15 protein-coding genes are annotated in these 15,021 nt (G+C 49.1%); 2 read left to right on the forward strand and 13 right to left on the reverse strand.

Annotated elements, in window-relative coordinates:
- Positions 1 to 131 precede the first annotated feature (131 nt).
- The 13 genes from AB1611_15370 to AB1611_15430 all read right to left on the reverse strand — a co-directional run bounded on the left by AB1611_15370 (position 132) and on the right by AB1611_15430 (position 12,509).
- A complete protein-coding gene (locus tag AB1611_15370; protein ID MEW6380972.1) occupies positions 132 to 1,235 on the reverse strand; it encodes a Tad domain-containing protein in 1,104 nt (367 codons plus the stop codon).
- 279 nt (positions 1,236 to 1,514) lie between these two features.
- Positions 1,515 to 1,916: a TadE family protein gene (locus tag AB1611_15375; protein ID MEW6380973.1), complete on the reverse strand. Its 402-nt coding sequence runs from the start codon at positions 1,914 to 1,916 to the stop codon at positions 1,515 to 1,517.
- Positions 1,917 to 1,934: 18 nt separating this feature from the next.
- Complete coding sequence (locus AB1611_15380) at positions 1,935 to 2,231, reverse strand: hypothetical protein (GenBank protein MEW6380974.1); 297 nt, start codon at positions 2,229 to 2,231, stop codon at positions 1,935 to 1,937.
- Between the two features lie 36 nt (positions 2,232 to 2,267).
- Complete coding sequence (locus AB1611_15385; GenBank protein MEW6380975.1) at positions 2,268 to 3,797, reverse strand: type II and III secretion system protein family protein; 1,530 nt, start codon at positions 3,795 to 3,797, stop codon at positions 2,268 to 2,270.
- Positions 3,798 to 3,834: 37 nt separating this feature from the next.
- Positions 3,835 to 4,791: a Flp pilus assembly protein CpaB gene (gene cpaB / locus AB1611_15390; protein MEW6380976.1), complete on the reverse strand. Its 957-nt coding sequence runs from the start codon at positions 4,789 to 4,791 to the stop codon at positions 3,835 to 3,837.
- Positions 4,792 to 4,893: 102 nt separating this feature from the next.
- Complete coding sequence (locus AB1611_15395; GenBank protein MEW6380977.1) at positions 4,894 to 5,427, reverse strand: prepilin peptidase; 534 nt, start codon at positions 5,425 to 5,427, stop codon at positions 4,894 to 4,896.
- Positions 5,428 to 5,481: 54 nt separating this feature from the next.
- Entirely contained in the window at positions 5,482 to 5,655 is a 174-nt protein-coding gene (locus tag AB1611_15400; protein MEW6380978.1) for a Flp family type IVb pilin, read from the reverse strand.
- 216 nt (positions 5,656 to 5,871) lie between these two features.
- The gene (locus tag AB1611_15405) at positions 5,872 to 6,045 is read right to left on the reverse strand and encodes a Flp family type IVb pilin (GenBank protein ID MEW6380979.1); all 174 of its coding nucleotides are present in this window, start codon (positions 6,043 to 6,045) and stop codon (positions 5,872 to 5,874) included.
- 596 nt (positions 6,046 to 6,641) lie between these two features.
- Positions 6,642 to 7,355, reverse strand: coding sequence for a pyridoxine 5'-phosphate synthase (locus tag AB1611_15410; protein ID MEW6380980.1), 714 nt, complete (start codon positions 7,353 to 7,355; stop codon positions 6,642 to 6,644).
- 41 nt (positions 7,356 to 7,396) lie between these two features.
- Positions 7,397 to 8,269 (reverse strand): dihydropteroate synthase, encoded by an 873-nt coding sequence (gene folP / locus AB1611_15415; GenBank protein ID MEW6380981.1) that lies wholly within the window; start codon positions 8,267 to 8,269, stop codon positions 7,397 to 7,399.
- 111 nt (positions 8,270 to 8,380) lie between these two features.
- Complete coding sequence (ftsH, locus tag AB1611_15420; protein ID MEW6380982.1) at positions 8,381 to 10,261, reverse strand: ATP-dependent zinc metalloprotease FtsH; 1,881 nt, start codon at positions 10,259 to 10,261, stop codon at positions 8,381 to 8,383.
- A gap of 209 nt (positions 10,262 to 10,470) precedes the next feature.
- Positions 10,471 to 11,946 carry a tRNA lysidine(34) synthetase TilS gene (gene tilS / locus AB1611_15425; protein MEW6380983.1) on the reverse strand — a complete coding sequence of 492 codons (1,476 nt, stop codon included), beginning with the start codon at positions 11,944 to 11,946 and terminating at the stop codon, positions 10,471 to 10,473.
- A 158-nt stretch (positions 11,947 to 12,104) separates the two neighbouring features.
- On the reverse strand, positions 12,105 to 12,509 hold the full coding sequence (locus tag AB1611_15430) for an NUDIX hydrolase (GenBank protein ID MEW6380984.1): 405 nt from the start codon (positions 12,507 to 12,509) through the stop codon (positions 12,105 to 12,107).
- A 623-nt stretch (positions 12,510 to 13,132) separates the two neighbouring features.
- On the opposite strand from AB1611_15430, the gene AB1611_15435 reads away from it, so the two are divergent.
- Together AB1611_15435 and AB1611_15440 are read left to right on the forward strand one after the other, a co-directional pair.
- Positions 13,133 to 13,516 (forward strand): response regulator, encoded by a 384-nt coding sequence (locus AB1611_15435; protein MEW6380985.1) that lies wholly within the window; start codon positions 13,133 to 13,135, stop codon positions 13,514 to 13,516.
- Positions 13,517 to 14,188: 672 nt separating this feature from the next.
- On the forward strand, positions 14,189 to 14,995 hold the full coding sequence (locus AB1611_15440) for a GNAT family N-acyltransferase (GenBank protein ID MEW6380986.1): 807 nt from the start codon (positions 14,189 to 14,191) through the stop codon (positions 14,993 to 14,995).
- The last annotated feature ends 26 nt before the right edge of the window (positions 14,996 to 15,021 follow it).

Below are 15,021 nucleotides of genomic sequence, written 5' to 3' on the forward strand. Positions count from 1 at the left end.
TTCAACTCCCAGTTGTTAAGGTTTCTGCTTACCAAAGGATCTCGGTGCCTCTCTCGTGGTCTTGTGTTTTTTTTCGTTCTCGAATGGATATAGACTCTTTCTTATGGAACAGCCTCTCCGGAGGTTTTCTCTCACTCGACCAGCCCGGCAAAGTTGCTCCTAATGGCTCTCGGCGTAGCACTAAATCGAGCACGTATTCCATATTCTGTTCCCGCTTGTCCACTATAGTTTATAATCTCGGTCAAGGTAATTAAGGTAAATCCTGCAATTTTCTTTCCCCCCACGGGTGGATTTTCTCCTGCGGCAGGCTCATCCTCATAAATCACAGCTTTCATTGTCCAGGTCTCCGGATCGTTATCAGCATCGTCTTCCCCATCGTTTCTTCCCTTCATATCATCGAAAAACTTTTTCATCGGGAAAAAATTAGAAGCACCATGAATCTCCTCCACGTTTACAAAATTGCATGTATCGTTTACCTTTACCTCCGGACTGGTAAATTCTCCACTGAGTACAGCCTCCATAAGCCATTTAAAGTTATGGAAACTGGGGGTCATATCGTAGGTATGCCATCCGATAAACCAGTTATGGTAATCGCCCTGACTTTCATCAAAGTAAGGGGAAAGCCATATCTCTTTACCATTGTAACTCGGGTCATCAATAATGCGTTCGGATACTCCGACCGTTAACGAGAGGCTCCCCGGACTCATTGTATGCTGAAAAATCAGGGAAGACGTGGCGTAAGCAATGGCAGGGGCAGCTTTCATACTGAAAAACCTGGCAAAAAAGGTAGCTACCGGGCTATTGCCAGGGGTACTGCCGTCTTTGCGGACTATTACTCTTACTGCATCCGGTTGATTCAAAGTTTCCTTAAATCGTTGCTTCGGGTCCGGCTCCTTCCAATCCCAGATGCCGATTTTTATATCGCTGTCAGCAATGGTGATGGCTTCCCCTGCTGCACTGTTCAGCCCTGCTACATACCGAACAGCTTCTCTGATATCCGCCTGATCTTCTGCCTCACAAATATACCCCTGCTGCTCCCAGGGTTTCATATCTTTATAAATGTCTCCCAGAATTCCGGCACCGCGCAGTACTGTGGCATCTGCTATAGTCTGAAGCTCGTTTCTGACGATACTTAGAATGGGCCCATCGATCACCAGGGCAGCAATGCCTGTCAGGATCCCTGCGCCTAAAAGTATAACTACGATAATGCCTATTACGCCCCTTTCTTCCTTCATTTCTGGAATACCTGGAAACCGTCTTTTTACTCTATCCATCTTGTTCATAATCTTCCCCCATCCTTTAAAATTTGACCGCTCATATCGTCCAGGCAATAAATAAACCCGCTTTACCCTTTTCCTTCTTGAGGCTTGTTCAGGGCTTTCAGGAAAGCTTTAGAGCCTGTGTGTCAGGGGAGGTTTTGTGAGGATGATGGATAAAAACCATCCCCCTTTCCCCTCCCCTTTAAGGAAGAAGGAGAGCAGGTAATCTCATGGCTATGAGAGATGAGCTATATTTTATTCATATATCATCACCGCCTGGGAGCTTAAGGTAAGTGAGTCACCAAGACCGGGGATAAACGAGTCAAGGGCCCAAAAATCGTATCTGTAAGTTGCCGTAACGTAGAGAGGTTTCCCCGGCATTTGGCCCTCAGGATGGTCAACATCAATCACCCCGTCCAAGGGCATAAGAGGCTGCAAATAATAACTCACCGTCTCCTTTATCTCATCATCACTTACCGATCCGGCCGGATACACGATTCCTCGCCGTGCTCCTTCCCTGCATGCATTGGTAATGATCTGTTTATTACATAGAGCTAAACCAAATTCGATTATACCGAAAATAAAAACGAACAGCAGCGGCATGAGAATAGCAAACTCAACGGCCACACTGCCTTTTTCGCCTCTAAGTTTTCCCATAGTGATTGTCACCTCCGGTCATTTCACTTCTATTCTATTTACTCGATTGATATTCTGGGTATTCCCGGTTGCCGCGCATGAATTTCCAAATCCCTGCCGGTAGCCCTCTACTACCCTGCGGGCTGCCTGCCCATCGAGCCCGTAGACCGGATCGGGGGGCTGTCCTCCAGCCTCGGGATTGAGGGTCTGATGAAGTTTAGCCAGCATGAAGGAGGTACCATAATCAACCTCCAGCCGGCTCATCCTGCCAGTACAACCTGCGAAAAACATCAATCCGATGATCAGCCCTGCCAACACAGGGCATTGCATGGTCATAGAGCATCCCTCCTTGTATGTATAAGTAGTTGTGTACTAAGGTTGTATATGCCCGAAATTTCCTTCCAGCCCGCTCCCGCCTGACATAACTTCTCCCTCGATACGGGGCAGGATTGAAGGCAGGTCCGAATGATTGGCAGCGGAAGGCCCTTCCCCCCTTCCTTCCATTGCCCCTTCCAGGTAAAACTCAAAGTCATCCGGCTCGATATATTCATCCGTAGGCAGTGTCTGTCTGGCTAAATCAAGCGGTTTTACCAGATGAGGAGTAACAATGATAATCAGCTCGGTCTCATTTTTCTGAAACAAGCTGCTCCGAAAAAGCGAACCCAGGATCGGAATATCACCCAGGAGAGGAAATTTCCGGACAATTTCACGGGCGTCATTCTTCAGAAGGCCGGCAATGGCAAAGCTCTGCCCGTCGCCCAGCTCGATCATGGTTGAAACGCGCCTGGTAGTCAGGGATGGCACGATAAATCCCGCGTAAGCCAGAGCATTGGTGAAATCGAGCTCAGATGATTCAGGAGTCACCTCCATATTGATTTTCCCGCTGCTCAATACCGTAGGGGTAAATTCCAGTCCAACCCCGAATTTTTTATATTCTATCGCAATGCCGTCCTGTTGCGGTACCGGGATAGGATACTCGCCTCCAGCAAGGAAATTGGCGGATTTACCGCTTAAGGTGATCAGCGTCGGTTCTGCCAGGATTTTTACCAGGCCCTGTTCCTTCAGGGCATCGATAAGAAAGGTCCACGGGACTTCATCGGCATACAGGCGGAAAATGGCGTTGATGCTTGATGATAGCTGCAATCTCTTGTCTTTGAAATTTTCAGTTGGCGAAAGGTCGGAAATCGTCGATAGGTTATCGAGAGTGCTTATCCAGAACTGCTTTCCGGTTTTATTTACGGTATTAAAATTAATGCCCAGCTTTTTGCCTATACTGCGGGACATCTCAGCTATCCGGACATCGAGCATCACCTGGTGTACACCTCCAACCTCGAGAAAATTATTGACCCTGGACTGCCCGCCCTGTCCCCTGGGAGCATACGACTCGGCCAGAGCCAGTACCTCGGACAGGCAGGCAGCACTGGAAACAGTGCCTGACAGGCTGAGACTGTCATGGGTAGCTGCCACCCGGATATTCTCTTCCCTGGGGAACATTTCATGGAGTTTCTCTTTCAACCGGCTTATGTCCGGGACAACCTCAAGATCGAAAACATCGCTGACCCTTTCCTCGTGATTCCAGACCTCATCATTCCAGAATGTAAGGCTGGTCACTCCGGCAGCCTTGCCGGTAAGATAAATCTGCTGCGGTGTGATTACCAGGGCATCAGCCACTGCAGGATCAGCCAGAGATACCCGCTTCACCTTGTGGGGACTTTCAACGATAATTGATTTTCCCACCGTCAGGGTCAGTTTCTGGGGAATAGTCATGTTCATATTCGCCTTTTCCTGGATATCAACCCTTTCCGAACTGTCGGTGCTCTCTGCCCGGCTTCGAAAAGGAAAAATGAGACACAAGGCCACCATAATCACCCAAAGAGCTTCTCTCACCCGTTTATCGAGCACAGCTCCCCTCCGCCACGCTGTAATATTCTTGGATTTCCTATTCAAATGTCACCTCACTAATCTTATCTCCCTTAATCAATTCAACGGTAAACGGCGATTTGACCGATGTCGGGGGGAGGGCGAGGAGTCCAGCCACCTTTTTACCGCCCTTTTTCCCTGTCCCCCTCTTCTTAACTATCTTTCCTGTTTTTACCACTGGCTTGAGCTGCGGAGCGTTACTGTCCCTGCACGAGGCCAGAAGGTCCGGTATGGTTATCCCCCTGGTGGGGATGAACGCGATATTGCTGCAACTTCGAAGTGCCAACTGAATCTTGCCCTCGGTAGCGGCCAGAGCCAGCTTTTCTCCTTCATCCGGCGTCACCTCAAGAGTGATAACATCCACCTCGACAGCTTTTTCCTGTTTTTTGCCATCCCGACCTACTTCTGTCTCAACAGCCATTTGTGTACCGGAAGCCAGAACCTGGATGTTTTCAAGCACGGTCTTGGTTATGGGGCCGCTATCCCTCTTCTCCGGATCCTGCTCCCTTAAGGTTACCAGGACGTCCACCCGATGACCGGGGAAGATAAAGCCGGATACACCAATAACTTTGTCCACCTTTACCGCCATAGCCCGTTTTTCCTTGTCAATTACCGCAGCCATTCCACCGCTGTCTGAGGTAATGGGAGCTAATCTGGATTCCAGTATCGGCTCGCCTGCTTTGACTGGATAGCGAATGATTCGGTTCACCAGTTTGGAGGGATCGGTAAAAAACAAGTTCTTGCCTGTTTTCTTATCTGTTGGCAGGCTTTCCTTCAGGAAAGGTGCTCCTTTGATCAATTCCTTGGTAAGGATTTCACCCCACTTCAAATTGCGGGCTGCTGTTGCTATGATGACCCGCTCCCTGGAAGTTTCTCCCAACGGGGAAAGTTCTATATATTTGAGGATGCATATCGTAAGTATTAAAGATATAACCATGGCCAGGCCAAGCAACATGATTGATTTACTCCTATCCATTCATCTCTCCTTTCTGTCTCCTCTGTCCCATTTCCTTCTCACCATCCTTTAGGTATCAATCCTGCGCCGGCGATCCCTTCTGCATTCAATCCATTTCCCTGTTTAAATAATCCTGCCCAAGACCGAGAGTAACGTCCCGAAGGCAATGGCCAGTCCATAGTACAAAGCAGGTCCCTTTTCCCCCCTGGACGCAGGTATGTAAGCTATCTGCCGGGTATAAAAGAATGTCTTCACCATAGCTCCGTATCGCCCGATCATATTTTGGACCTGCCCATGAAGCATGGCAATGACAATGGCATAAACACCGCCGAACAGGGCAGTACCCAAAAAGGCGGAAAATACTCCCTTCGGCCCCACTAAGCTGCCGACCGCCCCCATAAGCTTGACATCACCAGCTCCCATGCCCCCTGACAGATAAAAAATGATTAATAGACCCAACCCGATTGCCACACCTGCTGCACTCGAGAGCAATCCCTTCCATCCTTCCGTCCAGGTGTGATAAATAATTCCCGTTACCATAGTGGAAAATGTGAGCCAGTTGGGAATTTTCCGGGATAAAATGTCACCTGTGGCAGCCACAGGCAGTATAATGGCTAAGTATACTATGGGAAATGCTTCAGTTATCCTTGGTTCCATGTGCCTCTCTACAAAGATGTTATTAACCTTAGACTCCTTACCCCAAAAGCCCCCCTATCTCGGTAAATCAGGTATACACTTAGATATGGCACCAAAATATGTGTTCAGGCTACGACCCAATGAGCCCGCCCCTATTGTCATGGCCAGAGCGATCAATCCAACAAGCAAAGCATATTCAAGAGCGACTGCTCCATCTTCATTTTTTAAAAATTTTATCATTTTATCCATGGTATCTACTGTGCAAGGTATTATTAGTATTAACGATATAATAGGTTATTTATACTATCTGGTTTAGATAGTATTCTCCCTCCTGAAGCGCATCGTTCTCATTACGCATAAAAGAGGTGCATTACTTACCCCCTCAGATGCAAGGTAAGTAATGCACTCCCGTATCCATTCAGATCAAAAGACGTCATCTGGGATCAGCAGACGTTATTAAGCTCCCTATCTTGGAAAAGAAGGTATTCTATTAGCTATGTCCTGAAAATATTGGTTTAAGTTAATACCCAATGCGCCTGCCCCGACGAGAATCGCAAGAGCGATCAAGCCAAGAAGCAAAGCATACTCAACAGCGCCGGCTCCTTCTTCATCTTTCAAAAATCTCATCAATTTGTCCATAACATTCGCCTTCCTTAAAAATCTAATAATATCAATATGTTATTTTACTTTGACCTTCCTAAACCTTACTAATTCCGTCAATTACCAGATTTTTTACACCCTGACGCTTTTCTTCTCTGATCTATCACCGTTTTTTGATAATCACCCCCCCTCTTTTTACTTTCCACCCTGTGTTGGCTTAATAAACCCTCAGATTCGATCAAATTTTATTTATTTACCCTTGAATACTGAAAATAAATATACCTTAAGATTTATATTACTTATATACTAGCAAAAAAGATGCCACTAACACTTTGTTATATTTAATTATAATATTAAAATTTCAAAATTATAATAATTATAACAATTTCTGTTATAAAGAATTGATTTATACTCCCCGATGTGAAACTTCTTGCATGTGCTGTGCACATATCTTCATATAACCGGCAATCCACGGTAAATGTTAGCCCGGCTCTATGAAAAGTATTCAATACTGCTTTTGGGGATAGGTGCTGAATAAGGAGGCAATCTCAGTCCTGGAGAAGACCAAGCATGCCTTCAGATCCCGGGACTTTGGACATCTGCGGAAAAACTGGAGGAAGCTATGGCGGGATTAATCATCGAATCAGGGTGAGCATTTCTTTGACCGCCTGCTCCAGGCCGACAAAGACGGCGCGGGCTACGATGTTGTGCCCGATATTGAGCTCTTCGATTTCCTCGATAGCTGCAATCGGGGTGACATTCCGGTAGGTCAGATCATGGCCGGCGTTGACTCCGAGGTTCAGCTTTTTGGCCAGTCTGGCTGCCTGCTGGATGCGCTCAAGTTCCTCACCCTGGTGGGCCGGGGCCTTGGCCGCAGCATACAGGCCGGTATGAAGCTCGACGTATTGGGCATCGATCTTGCGGGCCAGCTTTATCTGTGACAGGTCAGGATCGATAAATATACTGACGGTAATTCCGGATTCCCTGAGAGCTCTGACCCGCTGGGCCAGAGCGTCTTTCTGCCGTTCGATATCCAGTCCGCCCTCGGTGGTCACTTCATTGGGTTTTTCCGGGACCAGGGTGACCATGTCCGGCTTGATTGCCAGGGCAATATCGATCATCTCGTTTTCAGGACATATCTCGAGGTTGAGGCGGGTTTGCACAACTTCACGCAGGAGCCGAAGGTCCCGGTCCTGAATGTGCCGGCGGTCCTGCCGAAGGTGTACGGTAATGCCATCCGCACCGGCCATTTCCACCATCACAGCCGCCGCAATCAGGTCCGGCTGGGTCGCTTTCCTGGCTTCCCGGATGTTGGCCACATGGTCGATATTAACTCCTAATCTGGTCATTCCCGGTTTTCTCCTTCTCTCCTGACTTATGGTATTACCATTCATCCCTTCACCGCAACCTGCTGCGGCTCCAGGATGGCATCCATCATCCGGGCTACCCGGACCATGGCCTTGACATCATGGACGCGAACCAGATGAGCCCCGTTCATGATCCCGGCGGCAACGGCAGCCGCAGTCCCCTCGATCCGGTCCTCCACCGGAAGATCCAGGACCTTACCAATAAAGGATTTGCGGGATGGGCCAAGCAGGACCGGCTTGTCCAGGGAACGAAATTCCCCAAGCCTTTGAATGATCTCAAGGTTATGGAGGAGCGTTTTTCCAAAGCCGATTCCGGGGTCCACGATGATCTGCTCAGACAGGATACCGGCCTCCAGGGCTGTCTCAATGCTCTGGTGCAGATAGTCTGCTATTTCCGGGATAAGATGCTGGTAAAAGGGATTCTTTTGCATATCACGGGGCGTTCCCTGAATATGCATCAGAACCACAGCGGCCTTAAACCTCCCCACAACAGCGGCCATCTGTGGATCAAAGCGCAGGCCGCTGATATCGTTAATCAGGTGAACCCCTTCATCAAGCATGGCTTGTGCCACCGCAGCTTTGTATGTATCGATGGACAGGGGAACCGGGATCTCTTTTCGCAGATGGGAAATGAGCGGCTTCAGCCGCGCAATTTCCTCCTCAGCCGATATGGGCATTGAGCCCGGGCGGGTGGATTCCGCACCAATGTCAATGATATCCGCTCCCTCTTCAACCATCTGACCGGCCCGGCGGATGGCCTGGTCACGGCCGAGGAACTGCCCCCCGTCGGAAAAAGAATCGGGAGTGACGTTCAGGATGCCCATGATGCAGGTTCGTGATCCAAGCCGAATGGTCCGGTCATGGAGCACAAGAGAGTATTCTTTCCTCTTTTCCATACGGGACGGTTTCCTTCCTGATATCGCCTTACGGTTATAACTTTCGAATTTTTTCCTACACGGGCACCAGGGAAAGACGGGAGAAGTGGGGCATCGGGAAGACTTCTCCCGTTATTTTTGAGCGAATGCCTTGACAGCCACAGGCGCTTCTATTACCGGGACCTTTTGGTTAGCTGGAGGAGCGTCTTTTTTATCCGGCTGGAGCTCACCCCTGACCAGTGCTTCGATCTCCGCTCCATCCAGCACTTCCTTTTCCAGCAGGGCGAGGGCCAGGCTGTTCAGTTGGCTCAGGTAGGTTGTCAGAATTGTCTTGGCCAGGTTATAATTCTCGTTCACAATTCTCTTAATCTCCTGATCGATCAGAATGGCGGTATCCTCGCTGTAGTCCCGGTGCTGAGCAAATTCCCGGCCAAGGAAAATCTGCTCTTCCTTCTTTCCGAACGAAAGAGGGCCGAGTTTGTCGCTCATTCCCCACTCGCAGACCATTTTTCTGGCCAGTTCCGTAGCCCGCTCGATATCGTTGCCCGACCCGGTGCTCAGGCTGTTCAGGACGATCTCTTCAGCCGCCCTGCCGCCCAGCAGAATGGCAATGTTCTTGAGCAGGTAGTCCGACGAATAGTTATGCTTTTCATCAAGCGGAAGCTGCTGCGTCAGGCCCATGGCCCGGCCACGGGGGATGATGGTCACCTTGTGAATCGGGTCTGTTCCCGGCAGCATCATGGCCACCAGAGCATGGCCGGATTCGTGGTAGGCAGTGATCTTCTTCTCCTCGTCGCTGATGATCATGCTCTTTCGTTCCTTGCCCATCATGACCTTGTCCTTGGCTGCCTCGAAGTCTTCCATGGCCACTTTATCCTTGCCCTTTCTGGCCGCCAGAAGGGCCGCCTCATTGACCAGGTTGGCCAGGTCAGCACCGGAAAACCCGGGGGTTCCGCGGGAGAGTACCTTCAAATCGACATCGGCGGTCAGGGGCACGTTTTTGACATGAACTCTCAGAATGCCCTCACGCCCCTTGATATCCGGACGGGAAACCACTACCTGCCGGTCGAACCTGCCGGGCCGCAGGAGTGCCGGATCGAGAACATCCGGCCTGTTGGTGGCAGCCACGATAATAACCCCTTCATTGGATTCAAAGCCATCCAGCTCGACCAGCAGTTGGTTGAGGGTCTGCTCCCGCTCGTCATGACCGCCGCCGAGCCCTGCGCCACGGTGACGGCCTACGGCATCGATCTCATCCACGAAAATGATGCAGGGGGCATTCTTTTTCCCCTGCTCGAACAGATCACGCACCCGGGAGGCACCGACACCGACAAACATTTCCACAAAATCGGAGCCGCTGATGCTGAAGAAGGGCACATCCGCCTCTCCGGCGATAGCCCGGGCCAGCAGGGTCTTTCCGGTCCCCGGAGGCCCCATGAGCAGCACTCCCTTGGGGATTTTTCCTCCCAGTCTCTGGAATTTTTGCGGATCACGTAAAAATTCGATGATTTCCTGCAGCTCGTCCCTGGCCTCATCAATGCCCGCCACGTTTTCAAAGGTAACTTTCTGCTTGGGATTGGAGAGCATCTTGGCCTTGCTCTTGCCAAAGGAAAGCGCTTTGGCCCCTCCTCCCTGCATCTGCCGCATCAGATATATCCAGATGGCAATAATCAGGATCAGGGGAAACCAGGAAATAAAGAGATTGGTAAACCAGGAATTTTCATCCACGGGTTTAGCTTCGATCCGGATGTTCTTGGTCCGCAGGGTCTTGATCAGGTCTGGATCGTTGGGAGAAAAGGTCTTGAATCGGCTGTTATCCTGATAAGTGCCCTGAATGTCATTACCCTTGATGATAATTTCCGCTACATTCCCCTTTTGGACTTCCTCCATGAACTCGCTGAAAATAATTTTTTTAACCTGCGACCTTGGAGTATTAAAGAGGTTGAAGAGCAGAATCAGGACCAATCCCATGACCAGCCACAGGGCTAAATTTTTATAGAATGAATTATTCAAAATCTTGCCTCCACGAAGCGAATATTTATACAAGCCAGCTATTTGATATCTATATTTATATACTAAATATATAGTAAGCCTTGTTAATCATAGCACAATATTCCCCCCATTACAACAGACAAACGGGTGAATTTGACTCAAACTATACGGGAATTTTCCATTTTTATTCATACGGAGCTTCAGCCAGACAGTGCTGTCTGCCTCAGGCCTTACTCCGTTGCAAGCCGAAGGACGCGCTCCGTTTTTTCTGTTATCTTGAACGGCTCGGCGATCCGCCTCCCGAAAACCCAGACCACCTCCTGGCCGAAAGCCACGACAGGGATTTTTTCTCTTTCCGGCCTGGGAATTTTGGCATCAATAAAAAAATTTTTCAGCTTCTTATGTCCCGGCCCTCCCAGCGGATGGAAACGGTCACCCGCCTGACGCTTGCGGATAACCAGCGGAAGAGGCAGGGTATCAAAATCCAGACAGGCTTTTTCAGCCTTGCATTGAGAGCCATGCCTTCCGCTATCCATAACCTCCGTAACCTCTGGTGAGATAGCCTCTGCCGGAACAGCCCCGGCTGGAAGAATCTCAGCAGAAATCGAAAGATTCAGTTCCGGAATCAGGGTGTTTCCGGGAATATTCATCTGATGGCAGAAATCTGCCTGCGGCAGGGTTTCGAACTGCTCCTGCCTCCCTTCAATCCAAAAGCTCTTCCCGTGTCTTCGGATGCGCAGGTCCCGGCCAAGGTGCATCACTCCTTCCGCCCTGCCCTCCTTGAGCCATTGAAGCACAGCAGACACTTTGAGAAATCCTGTCTTGTAGGGGCTCGAACCTGCCTGCTGGACCGCTTCGCGCAAGGTCTCCCGCTGGAGGGCGAGGGGAGCGGCCAAAAACGGGTCCAGAGCAAAGCGCATCCTCTGCTCCCCGGCCTCTTCGAGGCACTGCCCCAGGTGCTCCTTGACCAGTCTGGATATCCACTCTTGCTCTTCCCCCAGAATGGATGCGGTCTGGTGCAGGGTCACGAGGATCTGAGGATTGTATTCCCTGCTCAGCAGGGGGATCAGGTGCAGACGGATTCGGTTTCGCAGGCAGTTAAGCTCCCGGTTGGTTGAATCCAGGCAAAAAGGTAATTTCTGTTCATCCAGAAAGTCCAGTATTTCCCGGCGAAAAACATCCAGCAGCGGTCGAATCAAAGGGATTTCCTCATCCCGTCTGGGCCGCATGGCTGCAAGGCCATCCAGTCCCGCTCCCCGGAAAAGGCGCATCAGGAGAGTTTCTGCCTGATCATCAGCCGTATGCCCCAGGGCAATCCTGGTGGCCCCGATATCCCTGCCCGTCTCCCTGAAAAACCGATACCTGGCTTCCCTGGCTGCCTCCTCCAGGGACAGGCCCCTCGTTCTGCTGAGCCGGGGCACGTCCACATGGCGGACAAAGCATTCCAGGCCCAGTTCCTTCCCAAGATGCTGAACAAATCTCGCCTGCTCTCGTGATTCCTCTCCCCTGATTCCGTGCTCCAGGTGTGCCAGTGCCAGTCTCAGGCTATATTCTTCCCGCAGCTCAAGCAGAAGGTAGAGAAGGGCAACCGAATCCGGTCCTCCGGAAATGCCGATAAGCACGCTGTCACTTTGTTTCAGGAGTGCATGCTTTTCGGAGAATTTCCGAATGCGCTGCACGAGATGATATTTTATCCTTCCATTCATCTTTTTCGACTCAAACTGCTTTTTTCATCAATGAGTGAAAAATAATTTTGAGGAGTCAGAAGTCAGGAGTCAGAAGTCAGGAGTCAGGAGTCAGAAGTCAGAATAAAAGCATTTCTCCTGGCTTTCTGGCTTCTGGCTTCTGACTCCTGTTTTTCCCATCAGTACCTTCTCTCAAAGTAATCATCCAGAATATTTGCATGATCAAAGGCCATGTCCGGGGGAATCCGGTCTCGAGTGAAAATCCGTGCCTCCGCTGCATCATCCCTGCCCATCGGCTCTCCCTGCGCCGTCGCCAGATAGACTGTGGAGATGGTGCACAGGCGGGGATCTCTGCCTGGATCCGAATAGGTGTGAAACTGCCGCACCAGGTGCACATCAAGGCCGGTTTCCTCTTTGGCCTCACGGCAGGCAGCCTCCTCCAGGGATTCTCCATAATCGACAAATCCGCCGGGTATGGCCCAGCCATAGGGCGGATTCTTCCGCCGGATCAAAACAATTCCCTTTCCCTCTACCTCAATGATAATGTCAACCGTAGGCAGGGGATGCCGATATTTTTGTTCCATACTGTCCTCCTTCTCTCCTGAGCCCTTAGCTTTGTTTCTTCCCGGATCATCAAAGCGAATTTTTATACTCCGGCTCTCAGACTCATGCCTCACCTGCTCACATTCTCATATGCTCATATTTCAGGGTGAATATCGTATGCTGAATCTATCTCGTCTGGAAACGTCGGGAAAGAGGTGTCTCAACACTGTACTCCAGGACCAAGGGGGGAGATTGAGCGATGTCATGGGGTCCATATTCAGGCTATCCTGGTGGGATGTTCGTATCAGATTGAAATGCGCTTACCCGCGAATTTAACCTTTTAATCTTTACAAATCTGGTATTATAGCATATATTGAGGGAAATGGAAAGGTAAACGAAAAAGACAGAAAGTTCCCCATGTTCCTTTTCTCGATGAGGAGTTATGGAGGCTTTCATACAAGATGGGGAACATCTGAAAAAGAGAAGAGCATGACAAGTACGGTTTCGTTCTTGATGGTGGATTATCTGCCTGTGAGGAGTAAATGATTTTTGTTGAAGGGCGTCGAAGCGGATTGATGAAGTGTAAGGAATTGGGATGGACACCACATTGGTTATTGGAAAACTTACCATCAGAAATCGAAGGAGAAAGGAAAGAGATAATCCCATGGATTCCCCAAAAAAAACACCTAATATATTAATTGTGGATGACGACGAGGAACTGTGCAATATTTATAAAGAGGCCTTGGAAGATGAGGGATACGGAATTGCCACTGCCCAAAATGGCAAGCAGGCTCTGGCCAAGATGAAGGAAGAGCATTTCGATCTGATTATCGCAGATAAAAACATGCCACAGATGGGAGGTGCCAGGCTGCTGAAGGCAATTCGGAAGAAAGACCCGATTGTGAAAATCGTCCTGATTACCGGTTTCGGAGGGCAAAAGTCATACCTTGATGCCATGGAACGGGGTGCGGATGAATTTCTGAATAAGCCTTTTCACGTCGCGGAGCTCAAGAAGTTTGTCTCAAACATGCTGAGTCAGACCTCCTGAGACATTCACCTCAGACCTCGTAAGAGCTTGTCCCTGGGGCAAGTAATTTCGCTTGCAGAGGGGGATCTGAAAATCCACCCCTAAGTAGTTGAAAGCATCTTTATCCCCCTTTATGCCTTTACCCCTTTGTGTCTGCCTGAACAGTAACCAAAAATCAAACTAATATGGCTTGATGCAGGGAATCTGACGACATGCAGACGACATGCAGAGGTCTTTACAGAAAAAAAAGCCAGTGTGTTGATCTCCACACACTTGGCTTTATCCATTCCGGAAATAAGAGAACAACTGTCAGGTTTAAAAATTAAGAATATCCCTCCCCAGCATTCAATTCTCCTCATATTTTCCTCTATATTTTCCCCTCCCTCCTGCTCGATATTTTTTCTTAGGAATAATTTATGCTAGAGAAAACGCTATGACATGAGCTTACGGTGGATGAGGTTTTTTCAACCTCATAATATCAAGCGGTTAATTGGATTTTTTACCTGAATTCTGTAGAAGAAGCAGTGGGAAAATTATGGTTTTCCCCTGATATTTTTTCACTCTCCAGCACTGATTGTTTTTTCACTCCCAGCATTGTAGGGATATATCCCGTGAAGGGAAGAGTTACTTGAGGTCAATATTTTACGAGAGGGGATTTGATTTACCTGAAATCAAGGATCAAGGGAGGAAGCAGTGGTAAGGCAATCGGTTCAAGGGGTATCTAACTTTCAGACTAGCGACAATGGTCAGCCTTATTACCATCAGTCTCAATATGGAAAAAGTTACCCACATTTCCATCGAAGCAGGGTTTCAACCGATCTGGACATTGAAGGAAGCGTAACCGTTCGCAAGGCGGTAACCAGAGACGATTTGATGAAAGTTTTCGGTGTCAGGTGGGAGGGGTATAAAAAGTATTACAAGACTCCGGATGAAAATATGGATCAATTCGATTTTTCACCCCATGCATCTTTACTCCTGGCTGAGGATAAAGGCCATAATGCGGTAGGAACGATAAGGATACTTGATCGCCGACAGGGAAGCGTAGAGCTTGACAAGTTTATCGACCTTGACGCTATCCTTCCATCGGAGAAAAAAACCAGTGTTATTGAAGCCACCCGCTTTTCCATTCCAAGCCATCCGGAATCCAAAATGATTAAGATGCTGCTCTGGAAAGCACTCGTGCTCTATTGTCAAATAAACCATATCGATACTATTGTCATGTCGGCACGGCCTGCCGCTGCCCGTTCATATCGGTGTCTGCTTTTTGAAAATGTCGGCCCTCTGGGGGTGTATAAACACGGATTGCTGGGAGATTTGGAACATCAGACGTATATATGCACTATTTCTGAAAGGAAATCTATCCTTAAGCAGAGGCACTGGCCGCTCTATCACTTTTTTTTCGTCAAGGCTCATTCCGGCATCAATACCGATTATTTCATGCCTTATGATCCGGAGACTGAATATCAGGATCAGTGCATGAAAAATTGGAGTTATGTGTAATGGGCAGTTGTGCTGTATTATCCAAG

This window comes from bacterium (assembly GCA_040755755.1).
In the GTDB taxonomy this organism is placed as follows: domain Bacteria; phylum SZUA-182; class SZUA-182; order DTGQ01; family DTGQ01; genus DTGQ01.

Coding starts and splice junctions, on each gene's coding strand:
- AB1611_15370 (MEW6380972.1), bottom strand. CDS start 1,235: ATGAAGGAAGAAAGGGGCGTAATAGGCATTATCGTAGTTATACTTTTA.
- AB1611_15375 (MEW6380973.1), bottom strand. CDS start 1,916: ATGGGAAAACTTAGAGGCGAAAAAGGCAGTGTGGCCGTTGAGTTTGCT.
- AB1611_15380 (MEW6380974.1), bottom strand. CDS start 2,231: ATGACCATGCAATGCCCTGTGTTGGCAGGGCTGATCATCGGATTGATG.
- cpaB (MEW6380976.1), bottom strand. CDS start 4,791: ATGGATAGGAGTAAATCAATCATGTTGCTTGGCCTGGCCATGGTTATA.
- AB1611_15395 (MEW6380977.1), bottom strand. CDS start 5,427: ATGGAACCAAGGATAACTGAAGCATTTCCCATAGTATACTTAGCCATT.
- AB1611_15400 (MEW6380978.1), bottom strand. CDS start 5,655: ATGGATAAAATGATAAAATTTTTAAAAAATGAAGATGGAGCAGTCGCT.
- AB1611_15405 (MEW6380979.1), bottom strand. CDS start 6,045: ATGGACAAATTGATGAGATTTTTGAAAGATGAAGAAGGAGCCGGCGCT.
- AB1611_15410 (MEW6380980.1), bottom strand. CDS start 7,355: ATGACCAGATTAGGAGTTAATATCGACCATGTGGCCAACATCCGGGAA.
- folP (MEW6380981.1), bottom strand. CDS start 8,269: ATGGAAAAGAGGAAAGAATACTCTCTTGTGCTCCATGACCGGACCATT.
- tilS (MEW6380983.1), bottom strand. CDS start 11,946: ATGAATGGAAGGATAAAATATCATCTCGTGCAGCGCATTCGGAAATTC.
- AB1611_15430 (MEW6380984.1), bottom strand. CDS start 12,509: ATGGAACAAAAATATCGGCATCCCCTGCCTACGGTTGACATTATCATT.
- AB1611_15435 (MEW6380985.1), top strand. CDS start 13,133: ATGGATTCCCCAAAAAAAACACCTAATATATTAATTGTGGATGACGAC.